Raw genomic sequence first — 17,478 nt, 5'->3', positions numbered from 1 at the left:
GATAACCAGTCATTCCCATGAAAAAACTATTTTCTATCGTTGCCCTGGCCGCCATGTGCGCCAGTTCGCAGGCGGCGACCGTGTTGAGCTATTCCTTCACCAGTGACGCCACCCCTTCGGTTTCCGGTGGCTCCTTGGTCGGGACAGTCTCGGCGGCCTACGCCTACATTGAAACGGTCGATGCGAACGGCGACCCGTTGTCGCTGCCCAGCTTCCGTCCAGACTTGACGGCTCCAGCGATCGCAGTTGGAGATCCCTCCACCCGCGGCTACGGCGCTCCAATCTCTGGCAATGCGCTGGACGCGGTGGATCAGGCCGTGCTCTTCAGTTTCACGACTCCGCAGGACATCTCGGCTTTCGCCTTGACTCTGGACAACAGCACCCTTGGCACGCCTTTCGGCACCAATGTGGAGTTCTACGACTCCCAGGACGCGCTATTGTACAGCATTTTGGTGGATCAGACCGTGTCCGGCTTCTCCGTGAACCAGGCGCTTTCACTCACGGGTGTCAGCAAGGTGGTGCTGCCATCGGGCGCGTTCTATGACAACGCCAGCCTGACCGTCGCGGCGTCCGCCGTGCCGGAGCCTTCACGAGTTCTGCTCATGGGGCTGTTCGCTGGCGTGGCGGTGTTCCGCCGCCGCCGGGCTTGATTGATCTGTCACTACGGAATGACCCGGCGGAGCTCGCTCTGCCGGGTCATTTCATGTCCAGGCGGGACTGATGTGACAATAATTTCGCACCTTTCCGCAGGCCGCCCGCCGATCTCATTGCGGCAAGGGTCATGGAGAAGCCGCGTGGAGCCTGGCTCGGAGGGCGAGGAGCGCCTCCGCTGCTTCGGGCCTTGTGCTCCTGCGTCAGTCGCAGCCGCCGCACACGGTGTTGCGGGGTAGGACACTGTCGATGGAGATTTTTCATGTCGGATGGCACATGCTTGGGGCGGGGATCATGCTGCATCCCTCTTCTGGCGGCGAAACGGATGCCAGAGCTGCCCCAAGTAATGTTTCGAAATCGGCTCGTGAATGCCGAAGGCCTCAGGTTCGTGGTCAGGGCAGCGGTAAGTGCCAAAGAGGATGTCCATCAGCGGCGAAATGTTGGCGTAGTTCCCCGCATCGCGTGCCTTGTCGTGGTGCCAGTGGTGCAACGCCGGCGCTCCAAGAATCATGCCCAGCGGACCAATGGGCAGGCGCACGTTCGAATGAATGAAGATGGCCCATAGGCCACGAAAAGCCAGGAACCCGGCCAGCGTCTCCAATGGGAAGCCCAGGACAAACGCAGGCAGATTGATGATGCCCACGGTATAGATTGTATCCAGCGGATGCTCACGATGCGCCGCCAGCCAGTCCAAATGCTCCGCACTGTGATGGATGGAATGAAAGCGCCACAAGAACGGAACGGTGTGCTGCAGCCGATGAGCCCAGTAGATGAGGAAGTCACTCAGCACGATCATCTCAAGGGCCTGCAGCCACCACGACTGTGCCGCGACACCGGCCCGAAAGTGAGCCGGCACGATGCCATCCAGCCATCCACGAAAATGGTTCAGCGCCCAGAATACCAGACCAGTCCAGAGCAGGTATTGCCCGAGCAGGAAACACAGATCTGTCCAGAACGCCGGGCGGAAGAACTTCTGCCCCTCCCGCGCAGGAAACAACTTCTCCAGCGGGCGGAACAGCACCACGAGAAAGAGCAGGCTCAGGCCGGTGGAAAGGATGACGGCGGGAAGGTTCATGGCTTTTGCGCTGGAGGTGCAAAAGGATCGGCTGCCATGGTGTTTGATTCCACCTTGCGAGTTGAAAACACGGGCTGGGTAAGCGCCTTGGAGCTTGGAAGCATGAATTTCTCCTCCGTTTGAGGAAACGCAATTCGACCTTTGGATTGCGAATGGATCACATAGGCCGTCAGCAGCGTGAGAGATGACGCCACCATCATGATGCGGACAAGTTTAGATGGCGTTGTCATGATTGATGGAAAGACTGTCCCAGTAAGAACTGCAGAATCTCCTGGTGGCACTCCAGGACAGTTTGTCATCTTCTTGCAATAACTCTCGTGTGAATGCCATGGAACGTAACGAGCTAGGCACAGGCAGGCTGTTTTCCCAGAAGGCTTCCCACCGTGGTTTGTCATTGAAGCGGTGGCTGTAAATTATGTGGCAACCCGGTATGGGGTCTTTAGGTCGTGCCGTGATATCAATAATCAAACCGTCCGTTGATACCAGTTCCCAGAAAGTCGGATCAAGGACTTCCACTTGATTGGTGAGGTCCATGAGTCGAGCATCAGGATTCACACATTCTTGAAAAGGGTGAAGTTCTGTGCCGGACAGCCATGAGAAATGCAACGAACTCGTTCGGACTATTGAAGGAGGCAGTGAAAAGAGCAACTGCGGAAATGGGGAGGCCAGAGCAACGATCTTATCCGTTCCTGCATCTATCCAGCTCACAATATCGCCGTAGTCCTTGGTGGATGCTGCCATAGCCTGCTCTGGCAAATCACTTGCGAGTAGTGTAAACGCGCATGCCAGCAAGGCGGTGCGAGAGCGTGTGGATGCCCTGATCATGGCTTTACGGGTGGCAGCAGCGGCTTGTCGGCCTGCAAAGCACCTGAGGTGATCGTGGTGCCTCCCGTGAACGATTTGCTGCCAGACATGATCAGAGGACCGCTTTTGGAGCCTGGCATCATGGCCGGATTGGCCTGCTTATGGGCAAACCACGCGCAGCCGATCAATAGCCCCAACGAAGAGCAAACGGCGGCACAACGCAGGCAGAAACGAGCACGCGGCGATTTCATGCCCTGAATGCTACCCGGATGAGTAGATCAGTGTCGAGATCGAATTTCGGGAGCAGCCGCTCTCAATCCTCAAACATGAACTCGTTGCTCATGATGAGCACTTGCGCGAGCTGGCTGAGGGCGCTCTGGGGCCGGGCGCGGCCGATGGGCCAGCGGCTGGCGTCGCAGAAGTCGGCTTTGGAATGGGTGAGCATTTCGCCGGTGTCGGTGCGGCTGATGGTGGGCTGCCAGTCGAAGCTGTCGCTGTCAGTGCCGCCTTCGTTGTGGACGATGAAGCAGAGGGTGTCGCCACGCTTCACATCGGTGGTGAGCTGCACGGGAACTTTTTTGTTCTGCGGGGTGCAAAGCTGCTCGGCCAGGACGCCGGTGCGCGCATTGTAAATCCAAGCGCGGACGCCATCGCCACGGTCGCTGCTGCGGGTCAAAACGCTGTCGATGGAGATCTTCATGTCAGCCGGCACATGCCAGCGGGCGGTGACGATGTATTCGCTGGGGGCGGAGTGGGCGCCGTAGTTGGCCCAGAAGGCATGTCCCCATTTAGGATCTGGGATTTTAGGGCCGGGGCTCCAGACTTTCTGGCCGCCACCGCCACGATCCGTCAGCTGCGTGAAGGCCTGGAACTCGGTGAAGGACGGCTTGCCTTCGGGAGTGCGTGCAAACTTCATCGTGCCGTAGCTCCAGCGGAAGGGCTTCTCGGCATTGAGCGCGGTGGCATCAGCGGCGAAGCGCTGGGCCAGTTCGACTTCATCCGGCTTCGGATCGCGGGCGAGCACGCGGCGGTACATCGCGCGGATGGCTTCAGAGTCGAGCGTGGTTCCTGCCAGTGGCGTGGCTTTGGCGATGGCATCGGCCCGGGCGCGCATGAAGGGGCTGTTCATGAGGAACAGAGCCTGTTGCGGCACGGTGGTGTTGAAACGCTGCGGGCTGTGGCCGTCCGGATTGGCGAAGTCAAACATCGCCGGCACGCTGGCCTGATCATAGCGGTCCACTTTGAGATAAACGGTGCGCAGGGTGTCGGCATCCTTCGCGTTCAGTTCTGTGGCTCGTCCGCCATGCCTGCTGGTGTTGAGTTCGCCAGTGGCGAACAGGATCGCATCACGCATGGTTTCATAGTCCAGGCGCTGGCGGTTGAAGCGGCTGAGCAGGTCATTCTCAGCATCCTTGGTGGTTTTTTCCGGCGTGGCATGGCTGCTTTGCTGGAAGGTGCGGGAGGTGAGGATCAGCGTGTGCAGCTTTTTCAAGCTCCACCCGTTTTCCATGAAGGTGGCGGCAAGGTAGTCCAGCAGATCTGCCTGTACGGGCTTCGCGGTCTGCACGCCGAAGTCACTGGTCTGGGAGACGAGGGGCTTGCCGAAATGCTGCAGCCACACGCGGTTCACAATGACGCGCGCGGTGAGCGGATTGTCCTTGCTGGCGATGTGTTTCGCCAGATCCAGACGTCCGCTGCCGTCGGTGAATTTTTCACCGCCGAACATCGTGAGCCACGCACGCGGTGCTGGATCTCCCTGACGTGCAGGATTGCCGCGGATATAGACGCGCACGTCCTGCGGCTTCGGTTTGTCCACCATCACCATGGCGCGTGGCGGTGCACCGGGATGGGTGCTGTCGAGTTTGGTGCGCTCGTTGTTGAGGCGCACCACGGTCTCGCTGTCCTTGCGGGTGAAGAACGTGTTGGCTCCTTCAACTGGCACTGACATGGGCGAAAGTTTATCCTGCATGAGCTGACGCATCGGCTCCACCTTGCTGTCGAGAATGATGCGGGCGTAGGCCAGTGCGACATCCTTCATGGACTTCGGCGGCGTCTGCGTGAAGGCGGCGGCGATCTCCGGCGTGCAGCCGCTTTCCGGCTTGGCCAGCTCTTGCGCAATGGCGGCTGATTTTGTGGCAAACTCCGCCTCTGGAAGTTTGGCGTAGCGATTCCAGGCAATCATCGTCGCGTGCGGCTTTGCGCTCAGAGCGTAGCGATTCAGGAAGTCGCGCCATTGGCTGGCCACGCGGTCACGCAGCTTGACCTGGCCGGCCTTGCCTTTGAATACGGTGGTGTCTTTGATGTCTACCGAGTCCTGGGCGAATGCGAGGTATTCAGCCAGACGCTCCGGTTTCCTGAACTCGTCATAGACGGTGCGTTTGAAGTCGAGCTCCTTCTTCGCGATCTCAGCCACCTTGGCATCGTAGTCCTGCTGATCTTTTTCATTGGCCGCCTTGCCAATGATGGGCATGGCAGTGTCATCCGGCTCGTCGCTGCTGTTCAGGATGCTGTACATCGCATAGTAGTCGCGGCTCGGGATCGGATCGAATTTGTGATCATGGCAGCGTGCGCAGGCAACTGTGAGTCCGAGGAGGCCACGACCGATGACATCAATGCGGTCATCGGCGATGAGCAGACGGTCATTGATGAAACGCTCACCCACATTGTAGAAGCCCAGCGCCGCGAGATTCGGCGAATTCGGCGTGGCTGCGGTCATGCGATCCGCCGCGAGTTGGTAACTCACGAACTGGTCGTAGGGCATGTCATCGTTCAGGGCATTCACGATCCAGTCGCGATACGTGTAGGCGAAAGGGTAGTAATTGCTGCGGCCAGCCACCTGATAGCCGTTCGTGTCCGCATAGCGCACCACATCGAGCCAGAAGCGCGCCCAGCGCTCGCCATAGGCAGGCTGGCTGAGGAGTTGAGGGATCAGCGTCTGAGGTGAAGGATTCTTCTGCAGCTCCTCAAAAGTCGGCGGCAATCCGGTGAGCGTGAGGTGGATGCGGCGCGTCAGCGTGGCCGGATCGGCAGGCGCGGCGAAATCGAGTCCGGCTGCCTTGAGTTTGGCACCGACGAAAGCATCGATCGGGTTGCCGGTAAAGCCAGCGGGCAGGGCGGGCTTTTGCACCGGCTTGTAGGCCCAGTGCTGCATCGGGTCGGCTTTGGCATGCTCCGCCACAGCAGCCTCTGCAGGCCACGGCAGTCCCATGCTGATCCATTTTTCGATCGCCGCGATCTGTGGCGCAGGCAGCTTGTCGCCCTTCTTGGGCATGGCCTCGACACCTGCCACATGGTTGATAGCCTTGATCAGCTTGCTGGCGCTCGGATTCCCGGGTTCCACAACCTTGCCGTAATCGCTGCCGTGAATGACCGCTGCCCGCGAGTCGAGACGCAGGCCGTTTTGATGCTTGTGCGCGCCGTGGCATTCGTAGCAGCGCTCCGCGAGCACGGGGCGGATGGTTTTCTCGAAAAACTCGATCTGGTCAGGCGGAAAGGACTCGGCAGCCGAGGCAAGGGAACTTGCGACGGCAAGGCCGCCCAAAACGAGAGAGGGAAACTGGAAACGCAGGGTCATGTGGGGGTTCGACTGGGGGATTCTACATCACTTCCCGTCAAAAACCAAACGCGCAGCGAACGTGCCACCTTGCAGGCGGTAAAACGCGGTTTTTGTCACTTGTCAGACCTGATTTGCCTTGAGCACCCGCAGCATGTTGCCGCCGATGACCTGCCGGATGGTTTCATCACTGTGGCCGCGCATGATCATGCCGAGGGTGAAAAGCGGCCAGTTGGACCAGGCGACGCTCTGCTCTGCCTCGATGCTCGTCACGTAGTCGTCCTTCGGCCAGAGATGCTCCCATTTGTCCGCGCTGCCGCCGGGGGCTTTGAGCAGCTTGGCCCGCTCCTCCTTGTCAAAGCGGGAGGTGTAGGCCACGTCGCAGCCGATGGCGGCGTGCTTGGCCCCGAATTTCTTGATGAGATGATCGAGGTGATCGAGCAGGGTGGTGATGTCTCCCTTGCCACCGAGGAAGCGTGGGATGCAGCAGATGCCGACGAGACCGTCGGTGTCGCAGATGGCCTTGATGGTGTCGTCCGGCTTGCCGCGGAAGTGTTCGTAGACGCCGCAGCAGGTCGTGTGGCTGGCCACCATGGGTTTGGTGCTGGCTTTGGCCGCGTCGTAGGCGGTCTTCCAGCCGCTGTGCGCTACATCGGCAATGACGCCGATTTTGTTCATCTCTGCGATGGCTGCGTGGCCGAAATCACTCAGGCCGCCGTCGTGGGGTTCTCCGGCGCCATCGCCCAGCGGATTGCGCCGGTTGTAGGTCACGTGCATCATGCGGGTGCCCAGTTCGTGGAAAATGCGCACAAAGCGCAGCTCATCCCTCACGCTCTCCCAGTCCTGCATCAGCGGCACACCGTTCGTTGTGAAGCAGAGGCCGACGTTTCCGGACTTTTTCAGCGCCACGATTTCATCGGACGTGACCACTTTGGAAAGCGTGGGTTTCAGCAGATCCGTCGCTTTGGTGAAATGCGCGAGGCGTTTGATCAGCCGCAGCGGGTCGCTGCCTTCTTCGCCGGTATTTTGGAAAATGCAGGTCACGCCGGCGGCGTGGAAGGCATCGAGGAATTCCTTGCGCTCGCGTTCATTCGTCGCGTTGCGGTTCATGGACATGGACTCGCGCAGGTCGTTGATCTCGGCGGCGCTCATGCCGGATTTGATTGCCTCGTTCATCGCCTCTGCGTCGATGGCGCAGCGGGGTGCGAAGCCGTAGCTTTCAAAGACGACGGAGCCGAAATGAAGCTCCCATGCGTGGTCAATCTGCGCCTGCGTGGGCTTCAGCAGGCCGAGGGCGATTTCGCGCGGCTTGTCGATGGCCGGATTGCCGGTGATCCACGACTTTTTCGCCTCCTGCGAACGGGCAAGGATGTTGAAACTGCCCGCGCAGGCAGCAAGGGGCAGCGATTGAAGCAGGCGACGGCGTGTGAAAGGAGCGTTCATGCGGGTGAACAAACGCGCCTGGGCTGCTGTTTTAGAGCGGCAAATGCAACGGCTTAGCGACGAAGCTTCTTCTTCAGGCGCATCCAGGTCGGGACGTCGAGGTCCTCACCTTGCACGATCGAAGGTTCGGTGTCCTTGAAGCGTCCGCGGTCTTCTTCACCGAGGCTGAAGGTCTGCTGGCTTTCAGCCGTGGCAGTGGCCTTGCGGGTGAGGACGGCGGTGGCGCTGATGGTCGATTCGGGCTCGGGTTCGTCGAACGAAATGAGGTCGTCCTGCGCAGCAGAGACTTCAGTCTGCAAGGTGACGCTGCGGGCCACGACGGCGGCGAGAGTGGATTCCTTGGTGCTGCGGGCGGCATCGGCGAGTTCCTTCGCGGCAGGGGTGCGCACTGGAATGCGTGCCGTTTCGGGAGTGGAAGCGATCATGGGTGGAGGAGCGAGCTCCTCAAAGGTCTCGAAACCGTCAAAGGCAGGCGGCTCTTCCACATGGGCCCCTGGCAGCTCCACGGGCTGCACTTTGGCGGCTTCAGCCTGGAGGCTGCTCAAAGGAAAGGCTTCACCGACGGCGGGGACGGAGGCGAATTCCTCAGACTTGAAGAGCAAGTCTGGAGGAGACTCCACGGGCGGCGCATACGGGGATGGGGCCTTCTTGGCATGGATCTCGCGTTTGGGAGCCGGGGCAGGGGTTACGACAGGAGCAGGGGCCGGAGCCGGGGCTGCGACAGGGGCGGGCAGCTCAGCACGGGGCTGGAGCATTTCCGAAGGCGGTGCTGCGGTGGCGTGAGCGTTGAGCTGGTTGAGTCCCAGCGAACTGATGAGAGTGACGGCGACGGCGTCTCCCAGCTTCGCATCGACCCCGAGGCCAAAGAGAATGTGGGTTTGGTCCGGCACGTGACGTCCCAGCTGCTTCATGACACCCTCGACTTCGACCAAGGTGAGCGATTCGCCGCCGGCCACGTGGACGAGCAGGTTCTTCGTCTGGTGCAGGAGGCGGCCGGAGTCGATGAGCGGGCTCTTGAGCGCCTTCTTGAGCGCCTCGGCACCGCGGTTCTGGCCGCGGGCTTCGCCGAAGCCAAAGAGGCAGCGACCGTTGGCATTGGCCAGCGCGGAGGTGAGGTCGTCGAGACCGAGTTTCACCAGACCTGGCGTGGTGGTGATGGTGGAGATGGCGCGCAGGCTCTGGGCAATGAGCTGGTCCGCCTGATTGAAGGCTTTCTGAATGCCATCCTTCGGCAAGATGAGCTCTCCCATGCGGTTGTTTTCAAACAGCACGAGGGCATCCGCACGCTTTTGCAGCAGTTCCAGCGCCTCCTCGGCCTGGGCCAGACGACGGCGGCCTTCGAAGCTGAACGGCATGGTGGCGACAACGAGCACCAGAGCGCCGGTGTTCTTAGCGATCTCAGCAATGACAGGGGCCGCGCCGCTGCCGGTGCCGCCGCCAAGTCCAGCGCTGATGAAGATGATGTCGTGATTCTCAATGGCCTGACGAATCTGCTCGCGGGAGAACAGCGCGGCCTCACGTCCGAGATCGGGATCGCCGCCTGCGCCGATGCCCTTCATGAGCTCGGCCCCGAGTTGGATCTTCACCGGCGCCATGGAATGACCGAGCACCCGCACATCCGTGTGCGCGCAGACCAGCGTGGCATCCACGATGCGGTCCAGGGTGATGCGATCGACAACGTTGGAACCCGCGCCGCCGACACCGACGATGCAGATGCGCGGTGCCGCCGTACTGGCACCTTCAGGTGATTGGGAGCGGTCGTATTCTACCATAATCGTGGGTGGTTAAGGTTGGGCTGCTGTTTTTAAATTAAAGTGTGACGGATGAGAGTAGCTCCTGCATTCGTCGGCCAAGGCGCTTCAAGGGGGAGAGAAAAGGCTTCTCGCTGTCAAGAATCTGCGCATAACGAATGAGGCCGATCGGAGCGGAGTATTGGGGATTCTCGAAAGTGGCGGTGATGCCGCTGACGGGAGCCGAACCTGCGCGCGTGACTTTGATCCCAAACACTTCGCGGGCCACCACGTCAACGCCTTTCATCATGCTGACACCGCCCGTGAGGTAAATGCCTGCGCCGAGACGACCGAGGTGATCCTCCACACGCACCTTCACCTGAATAAGTATTTCTTTAGTACGGAGGTTCATGACCTCATTCAAAAACGCACGTTCGATCTCGCCGAGGATCAAGCCAGTGTCGTCCTCGATGCTGAGCATTTCGCCTTCCGGCACCTCGTCATAGAGCACGCTGCCTTCCTCCACCTTGAGGCGTTCGGCGCGTCCGTTCGGGATCTGCAGCGCCATCGAGACATCATTGGTGATGTGGTCACCGCCGAGAGGGACGCAGCCGGAGGCGGTGATCATGCCGTCTTCATACAAGACGTAGTCACAAGTGCCGGCACCGAAGTCGATCATGAGCGCCCCCTGCATTTTCGCCTCACGTGTGAGCACGACCTGTGCCGCAGCGACGGGATTGAAGACGACGTCCTCCACTTCGAGCGGAATTTCACGCACGCAGCGGATGGCATTCTGCACCCGGCCACGGACGCCGTGGATGATGTGGTAATCAGCCTCAAGCACGCGGCCCTCGCGGCCGATGGGCTGGCGCACGGCCTCCTGCCCGTCCACGATGTACTGCCGTGTGACGCTGTGCAGAAAGACATTCGACTGGGGAATGGACACGCTGCGGGCGATTTCCTTCGCTTCCTCCACATCGTCCTCGCTGATTTCCGTCTGATCGTCCGGCAGGCGGTGGCGGCCGCGGTTGTTCAAGCTTTCTATGTGTGCGCCAGTGACGCCGAGGAAGACATTGCGGATCATCACATCGCTGCGGTCTTCCGCACGCACGAGGGCATCGTTCACACAGGTCTGGACCTTTTCGAAATCCACGATCTCGCCTTTGCGCACGCCACGGGAAGGAGCCTGGCCGACGCCGAGAATCTTGATGGCTCCGTCACGCTTGGCTTCACCCACGACGACGCAGATCTTGTGCGTTCCGATTTCAAGACCTGCGTAAATAGTGCTTTTGGCCATGAGTTTCAGCGTGCGGGTGGAGTGGAGGCGGTGTCCGCCAGATTCAGCCCGGTGACATCCGGCGTTTCATGAAAAGTGGCGGGGGTGTTGGTGGTGGCGATCAAATTCAGCGTGGCGAGGCGCCATTTGCGCGCGCGCGCCTCATGCATGACGCGGTCAAAGCGCGCCAGCTGCGGGTCCATGTCATCCACTCCGAAAGTGATTTTGGTGTCACCGTTAAAATGAGCGACGAGTGACCATGGGTTCGGAATTTCGATCATTTCCAGCGTGGGATGGTCATCCTGCTGGCGTTTTTGGAGCTTTTCCATCAGACGAAGCGCCGCGTGAACCTGCATGTCTGGAGATGGCTTGCCGGGGGTGGCTTCGCTGAGGTTCGGGAACTGGATGCGGGGCATCGCGAGATAGTCCCGGGTGATGACGTTGCAGGGCACCAGCGCACCTTCTGCGTCAATCAGGCAGCCTTTGCCGGTCAGAGGGCCCATGAGCTTGTGCTTGGGGCATTCCATCCAGGCCACTGGCAGGCGTTGCACGACATCGAGCGTGAGTTTGCCGTGGTAGTCACGATGGATCACCGCCGACTTCACCTGGGGCAGGCGTTCAATCTTCGCGCGCACTTCGCGCAGGTTCATGGTGAGCAGGTTGGTGGCTTCGGTGAGGCCGGTGGCGGCCACAAGCTGCTGCCGCGTGAGGGTGCCCTCCGTGTTCACCTCCACGGTCTTCAGCATGAACTGTGAATTCTTTTCCAGTGCCTCATGCCACGTCACCCAGCCGATGCCGACCACGATCATCGCAGTGATCAGCCACATGGCCGTGCGGAAGCCGCGGCGGCGGCGCTCCACGGCCTCATGCTCGCGAATGACCGGAGATTCCGGCTGATAGTCGATTACGTGGGTGCCCGTTCCCTTGCGCTTGCGGGAAGGGCGCTTGGCTGATTTTTTCGAGCCATTCTTGGCAGAAGACATGAGCAGGCGTACAAAAAGGCCAGTTCCGAATACATGCGGAATTGGTAGTTAATGGGCCTTAAATAATAGATTCCCAGTCCGATTGCCATAATTATTCGCGAAAAAATGCGACCCCCGTATTCCTAGGGGCTTGGGTTATTCACATTTTTGCGGCGCAATTCGTCCGTTATCCTGCGGCAGATGCGATGTCAGCGTTACTTTCTCACCACCCAGATATTGCGGTAGCGGACCGGATTGCCATGGTTCTGAAGGTAAACCGGACCCGGGCTGGTGGCCTCTTTGTTGGGGGCTGAAGTCGTCGCGCCGGGCAGTTCCTGATTCTCGTGAATCACCACGCCGTTGTGTCTGACGGTGATCTTTGCATTCGCGGACTTCTGGCCGCCGGCATCGTATTTGGCAGCGGTGAAATCAACATCATAGGTCTGCCAGGTCAGCGGCGGCAGGCACATGTTCACCTTCGGAGCGGCGATCTTGTACAACCCGCCGCACTCGTTGTCCTTTCCTTCGAGGGCAAAGCTGTCGAGCATCTGCACCTCGTAGCGGCCTTGCAGGTAGAGCCCGCTGTTTCCCCGGCCCTGACCCCGCGCGTCGGGCATGTAGGGCAGGAGGAACTCCACATGCAGACTGCAGTCGCCAAAGGTGTCCTCGCTGGTGATCCCCTCCATCAAAGCGCCGGTTTTCTCATCCACACGCGAATTGGGGAAACGGTTCACCCCCTTGCCATCAAACAGCACCGTCGCATTCTCCGGCGGCGGGGCACCCAGGGTGGGGGATTCGCGGTTCGTGCGGTTGAGCTCCATGATTTTCAGCCCGTCAGCATTGTTCACCAGGATGCTCGCGCCGTTCACCTCGGCTTTGATGGTGCCGTCTGGCGAAGTAAACGAGGCGGTCTTTTCGTCTGCCGCCCGAGTGCCGCCGACCCGAGTGATCGTGCTCCGGTCTCCATCCCAACCCGCCCCCGGCAGGCCGCCGAGATGGCTCACGGCTTCAAATTTTCCACCGCCCTGCGCCCAGATCTGTACGCCGTAGCTCTTGCCATCGATTTCTCCCACATACTCGCCCTGAATCGCGAAATCCTCGTCCGTCTGTGCCGGATCGGTGAAGGCCTTCGGCTTCGGCGCGGCAGGCTGCTGGGCATGAACGACTGTGGCAAACAGAAGGGCAGTGAGGAGGAGGCGCATGGTCAGGGAATGTGACGAGCGTAACAACTTACGCCAGTTCAAGGAGAGATGCTCCGCAGGTGCTCTGCGAACGCGTCAGCGCTCTGGAGGATAGGGATCGTACCGATCCCCCTCCGGGGCCAAGGGCCACGAGGGCCAAACTGGTGCCATTTGGCTCTCATGGCCCTTCGTGGGTTTGGTGCCAAGGTGCCAATACCTATATATAGGTATTGGCACCTTGGCACCAAACCCTACCAATTCAATGGGATTTTAAACTCACCGTTGGTGTCTTTTCCCTCTGCCCTCAACCGCCGGGCGGAAACTCTTGGAAGGTGCAGGCGAGAAGGAGGGCGGCTGCATGCAAGTGCATTTGGAGGTTTCGCCGTGCTGCTGCGCGGGCATCCATGGTGACTGAGCCATGGGTCGGCTACCCCGCCTTCACCAGCGTCACGAGTTCCTGCAAGGACGCTTTGGCATCACCGAAGAGCATGCGGCAGTTGTCGCGCAGGAAGAGGGCGTTTTCGATGCCGGCGAAGCCCTTGCCCATGCTGCGCTTCATGACGATCACGGTGCCGGCTTTTTCGGCTTCGATGATGGGCATGCCGTAGATGGGGCTGGATTTGTCTTCGTGCGCGGCGGGGTTCACCACGTCGTTGGCGCCGATGACGAGGCACACGTCCACGCGCTCCATCTCGGGGTTGATCGTTTCCATTTCAATCAACTGGTCGTAGGGTACATCGGCCTCGGCCAGCAGGACGTTCATGTGGCCGGGCATGCGTCCGGCCACGGGATGGATGGCAAAGCTGACTTCGACGCCTTTTTTGGCGAGTTCATCCGCCAGCTGCCGCACCTGATGCTGCGCCTGTGCCACGGCGAGTCCGTAGCCGGGCACGATGACCACTCGTCCTGCCATGCCGAGCAGCAGGGCGGCCTCATCCGCCTGCACGGATTTCACACTGCCCGTGGCAGCGGCTGCTGCGCTGGCGGCGGCATCCACTTTGCCAAAGGCGCTGAAGAGCACATTCGTCACGGGGCGGTTCATGGCCTGGCACATCGCCAGGGTCAGGAGAGTGCCGGAGGAGCCGACGAGCGTGCCGGCGATGATCATGGCGACGTTGTCGATGGCAAAACCGTCTGCCGCGACGGCGAGTCCGGTGAAGGAATTCAGCAGGGAAATGACCACTGGCATGTCCGCGCCGCCGATGGGCATGACCATCAGCACGCCGAGTGCGAGCGCGATCACCAGGAACAAGCTCATGAGCACCATGCTGTGCGAGCCTGCTGCCATCATGATCGCGAGCAAGAGGCTGGCCACGAAGAGCAGGCCGTTTAGCAACTGCTGCGCGGGATAGGTCACCGGTTTGTCGAAATGGCCTTCGAGCTTGAAGAAGGCGATGATGCTGCCGGACAGCGATACCGCGCCGATCATCGCTGCGCACAGCATCGACACCACAAACTTCAGGCTCGAATCTGAAGTGAGATGCGCGAACTCGATGGCTGCCACCAAAGCCGCTGCACCACCTCCGGCACCATTGAAGAGCGCCACCATCTGCGGCATGGCGGTCATTTTCACCTTGTAGGCGCCGGCGGCACCCACAGCCAGACCCAGCAGGATGCCGACGAAAATGAGCAGCCACTTCCACAGTGATACGCCTCCACCGTGAGGGCCATGCATCTGCGGCAGCACCGCCAGCAGAGCGAGCACCATGCCCACACCTGCGATGAGATTTCCCCGCCGCGCGGTCTTGGGCGAGGCCAGCAGTTTGATGCCGAGGATGAAAAGAACAGAAGCGAGCAGAAAGGCAAAAGAGGTGATCATGGGGGCGGTTGACTTCGTCTATCTCCACTTTGTTCCGGTTGTCTCACTTCTTGCGTTTAAACATTTGCAGCATGCGGTCGGTGACCATGAAGCCGCCGAACACATTGGCGGAGCCCAGCACGACGGCGGCGAATCCGGCGGCGGATTGCAGGAAGCCGTCGGCCTCGGCAAGCGCCAGCATGCCGCCGAGCAGGATGATGCCGTGGATCGCGTTCGTGCCGGACATCAGCGGCGTGTGCAGCATGGAGGGCACCTTGGAGATGAGCTCGAAGCCGAGAAAGACCGACAGCACGAAGATAACAAAGATGAGCATTTCCACGGTCATGGCAGGTCAGGTGGCGGTGGCGAGTTTGTCGTTCACGATGCGTCCGCCGTGGGTGACGACGCAGCTTTTGAGAATGTCATCGTCCAGGTTCAGCTTCAGCGCCTGCGTCTCCTTGTCCCAGAACTCCGTGAGCAGTGCGGTGACATTGGACGAGTACATCTGGCTGGCATGCACCGGCACGCGGCCCGGCAGGCTGGCGATGCCGACGATCTTCACGCCCTTGCGCTCGATGATCTGGTCCGCCACCACGCCTTCGACGTTACCGCCGCTTTCGACCGCGAGATCCACCACGACGCTGCCTGGTTTCATCGCATCCAGCATCTCGCTGGTGAGCAGTACTGGAGCACGCCTGCCAAACACCTGCGCTGCCGTGATGACGATGTCCGACTCTGCGCACACGCGTGCCATGCCTTCACGCTGGAGCTTGAGCTGGTCATCGGTCAGCGCCTTCGCGTAACCGCCTTCGGTCTGCCCGGTCTCACCCACGTCGATTTTCACAAATTTAGCGCCGAGTGATTTCACCTGCTCCTCAACGACGGGGCGCGTATCAAAGGCCTCCACCTTGGCGCCGAGACGTTTGGCCGTGGCGATTGCCTGCAGCCCTGCGACGCCTGCACCGATGATGAAAACCTTCACCGGCTTGATCGTGCCTGCAGGCGTCATCATCATGGGGAAAATTTTGCCGGACTGCCCTGCGGCCACGATCACGGCGGCATAGCCCGCGAGACTCGCCTGCGAGGAGAGCACGTCCATTTTCTGCGCCCGCGTACTGCGGGGCACAAGCTCCATGCTGATGGCGCTCACTCCGCGCGTCGCCAATGCACGAATCAAGTCTGGTGATTGAAAAGGATCGAGCAACGCGATGAACATTGATCCCTCACGCATGGCGCTCACTTCATCCAGCGTTGGCTTGCGCACCTGAAGGACGACATCTGCTGCGGCCAGCATCGCAGTGCGATCTGTCCGCACTGCGGCGCCTGCTCTCGTATAATCCATATCACTGTGGCCGCAGGAAAGCCCGAGTCCTGCTTCCACTTCGATCTTTGCGCCCAGGGCCACAAGCTTGGCCACGTGCTCAGGCACTAAGGCGGTGCGCGTTTCTCCCGCATGGGTTTCTTTGGGAACAGCGACAGTCATCTGGATGGGAGGACACGAACGATGACAAAGCCTGACACCTGGCCCGCATCATGTAAAGAATGAAAGGAGAGTACGTGGATAGGCTGTGGCCCTAGTGGGCAGAGCTGATCGCTCAGGTTCAGATAAGCTCTCGCAATGGCGCACCCTGATCCACGATGAAGTTGGGCCGGCCCTGATGATCCGTGTAAATCGTATCCAGCGGGACGCCCATGTGGTGGTAGATGGTGGCGGCGAGATCGCCGGGGGTGACGGGGCGTTCATCAATCTGCCCGCCGTCTTTGTCAGAGGCACCGATGACCTGGCCATGACGGAAGCCGCCACCCGCGAGGGACATGGACATGACGTAGGGCCAGTGGTTGCGGCCATCGGTGCTGCCCTGCGTGCCGAGTGTGGGTGTGCGGCCAAACTCGCCCATGGTGATGACCAAGGTGTCTTGAAGCATGCCGCGCTCTGCGAGGTCGCTGACGAGTGTGGTGATGACGTGATCAAACACTGGCAGCAGCGGGCGCAGGCCATTCCAGATGCCGCCGTAGGGCGGGATGTTGTCGCCGTGATTGTCCCAGGTGCCGGAGGCGCCGTGATTGCTGAGATCAATGGTGACGAAGGATGAGCCGCGCTCCACGAGACGGCGTGCGAGCAGCGCCTGCTTGGCCCAATCATGCTCGCCGTAGCGGTCGCGCACTTTTTGCGGTTCCTTGCTCAGATCAAAAGCCTCCTGCGCCCGGCCACCGGCGACGATGTCGAAGGCGGTCTGCGAAAAGCTGTCCATGGCGCTCATCATGCCGCTGGCGTCGATGTCGGCACGCAGGCCGTCCATTTGTTTGCTCAGCGTCTGGCGCGCTTGCAGGCGGTCCATGCTGAGGCCGGAGGGAAGCTGGAAGAGCTTGGTGGCGCTGCTGCCATCGAAGGGATCATACTGCGTGCCGAGATAACCGCCCCACGCGACGTGGGAGCGCGATTTCATGTTTAGCACGACATAAGGCGGCATGGACGGATGATTGGCCCCGCGATGCTTTGCCACGATGCTGCCGAAGGATGGATAATACTTCGCCTTCGGATTCGTGCGCGGCTCGTTGGCGAGGTTCGCGGTCTGCATGACCATGTTGGGCTCGTGATTGCTGAAGCGGCAGTCCACCGAGCGAATGAGCGTGAACTTGTCCAGCATGGCGGCCTGCTTGGGCAGATACTCGCAGATGTGCGTGCCGGGCAGCTTGGTGGGGATCGTTTTGAACGGGCCGCGAATCTCACGCGGGCGGTCAGGCTTCGGGTCCCAGGTGTCGATCTGCGAGGGGCCGCCGGTCATCCAGAGCAGGATCACCGCTTTGCCGCTCTTGGTGGTCTTTCCCTCCGCGCGCAGCTTCGTCAGCGCAGGCAGGGTGAGGCCGCCCAGGCCTGCGAGGCTCGTCTTCAACACCGAGCGCCGGCTGTGGACGACCACGCCATCCCGCACACGCGGGTTCATGAATGTGAATGCATGCGGGGCGCTGTGGCCGGAGCAGGGATGATCGGGGGATGACATCGG

General features: G+C 60.6%; 15 protein-coding genes. 1 reads left to right on the top strand and 14 read right to left on the bottom strand.

Annotated features, from left to right (window positions below; genetic code table 11):
- The first annotated feature begins 17 nt into the window (after positions 1–17).
- The gene (locus tag AC3RLQ_RS17485; RefSeq protein ID WP_493029953.1) at positions 18–650 is read left to right on the top strand and encodes a PEP-CTERM sorting domain-containing protein; all 633 of its coding nucleotides are present in this window, start codon (positions 18–20) and stop codon (positions 648–650) included.
- Positions 651–943: 293 nt separating this feature from the next.
- Here AC3RLQ_RS17485 and AC3RLQ_RS17480 read toward each other — a convergent pair whose 3' ends face one another.
- From AC3RLQ_RS17480 to AC3RLQ_RS17415, 14 genes are all read right to left on the bottom strand, one after another.
- Positions 944–1,726, bottom strand: a complete 783-nt coding sequence (locus tag AC3RLQ_RS17480; RefSeq protein WP_493029952.1) for a sterol desaturase family protein — start codon at positions 1,724–1,726, stop codon at positions 944–946.
- Positions 1,723–1,956 (bottom strand): hypothetical protein, encoded by a 234-nt coding sequence (locus AC3RLQ_RS17475; RefSeq protein ID WP_493029951.1) that lies wholly within the window; start codon positions 1,954–1,956, stop codon positions 1,723–1,725. Before AC3RLQ_RS17475 ends, AC3RLQ_RS17480 begins: the two co-directional genes overlap by 4 nt.
- On the bottom strand, positions 1,940–2,551 hold the full coding sequence (locus tag AC3RLQ_RS17470; protein ID WP_493029950.1) for a hypothetical protein: 612 nt from the start codon (positions 2,549–2,551) through the stop codon (positions 1,940–1,942). The genes AC3RLQ_RS17475 and AC3RLQ_RS17470 overlap by 17 nt, the downstream gene beginning before the upstream one ends.
- Positions 2,548–2,781, bottom strand: coding sequence for a hypothetical protein (locus AC3RLQ_RS17465; protein ID WP_493029949.1), 234 nt, complete (start codon positions 2,779–2,781; stop codon positions 2,548–2,550). The genes AC3RLQ_RS17470 and AC3RLQ_RS17465 overlap by 4 nt, the downstream gene beginning before the upstream one ends.
- A 62-nt stretch (positions 2,782–2,843) precedes the next feature.
- On the bottom strand, positions 2,844–6,104 hold the full coding sequence (locus AC3RLQ_RS17460) for a PSD1 and planctomycete cytochrome C domain-containing protein (protein WP_493029948.1): 3,261 nt from the start codon (positions 6,102–6,104) through the stop codon (positions 2,844–2,846).
- A 102-nt stretch (positions 6,105–6,206) separates the two neighbouring features.
- Entirely contained in the window at positions 6,207–7,526 is a 1,320-nt protein-coding gene (locus tag AC3RLQ_RS17455) for a dipeptidase (protein ID WP_493029947.1), read from the bottom strand.
- Between the two features lie 53 nt (positions 7,527–7,579).
- Positions 7,580–9,298: a cell division protein FtsZ gene (locus AC3RLQ_RS17450; protein WP_493029946.1), complete on the bottom strand. Its 1,719-nt coding sequence runs from the start codon at positions 9,296–9,298 to the stop codon at positions 7,580–7,582.
- Positions 9,299–9,335: 37 nt separating this feature from the next.
- Positions 9,336–10,553: a cell division protein FtsA gene (gene ftsA / locus AC3RLQ_RS17445; RefSeq protein ID WP_422322256.1), complete on the bottom strand. Its 1,218-nt coding sequence runs from the start codon at positions 10,551–10,553 to the stop codon at positions 9,336–9,338.
- A gap of 5 nt (positions 10,554–10,558) precedes the next feature.
- Entirely contained in the window at positions 10,559–11,515 is a 957-nt protein-coding gene (locus tag AC3RLQ_RS17440; RefSeq protein ID WP_493029945.1) for a cell division protein FtsQ/DivIB, read from the bottom strand.
- A gap of 194 nt (positions 11,516–11,709) precedes the next feature.
- The gene (locus tag AC3RLQ_RS17435; protein WP_493029944.1) at positions 11,710–12,696 is read right to left on the bottom strand and encodes a 3-keto-disaccharide hydrolase; all 987 of its coding nucleotides are present in this window, start codon (positions 12,694–12,696) and stop codon (positions 11,710–11,712) included.
- 406 nt (positions 12,697–13,102) lie between these two features.
- Entirely contained in the window at positions 13,103–14,494 is a 1,392-nt protein-coding gene (locus tag AC3RLQ_RS17430) for an NAD(P)(+) transhydrogenase (Re/Si-specific) subunit beta (protein WP_493029943.1), read from the bottom strand.
- Positions 14,495–14,537: 43 nt separating this feature from the next.
- The gene (locus AC3RLQ_RS17425; protein WP_397381651.1) at positions 14,538–14,819 is read right to left on the bottom strand and encodes an NAD(P) transhydrogenase subunit alpha part 2; all 282 of its coding nucleotides are present in this window, start codon (positions 14,817–14,819) and stop codon (positions 14,538–14,540) included.
- Between the two features lie 6 nt (positions 14,820–14,825).
- Positions 14,826–15,956, bottom strand: coding sequence for a Re/Si-specific NAD(P)(+) transhydrogenase subunit alpha (locus tag AC3RLQ_RS17420; RefSeq protein WP_493029942.1), 1,131 nt, complete (start codon positions 15,954–15,956; stop codon positions 14,826–14,828).
- Between the two features lie 118 nt (positions 15,957–16,074).
- Positions 16,075–17,475: a DUF1501 domain-containing protein gene (locus AC3RLQ_RS17415; RefSeq protein WP_493029941.1), complete on the bottom strand. Its 1,401-nt coding sequence runs from the start codon at positions 17,473–17,475 to the stop codon at positions 16,075–16,077.
- Between the last annotated feature and the right edge of the window lie 3 nt (positions 17,476–17,478).

This window comes from Prosthecobacter sp. GW821-HT29F12 (assembly GCF_058803405.1).
Note: the sequence above shows the minus strand (reverse complement) of the source record. Positions and strands in the feature narration are given on the sequence as shown.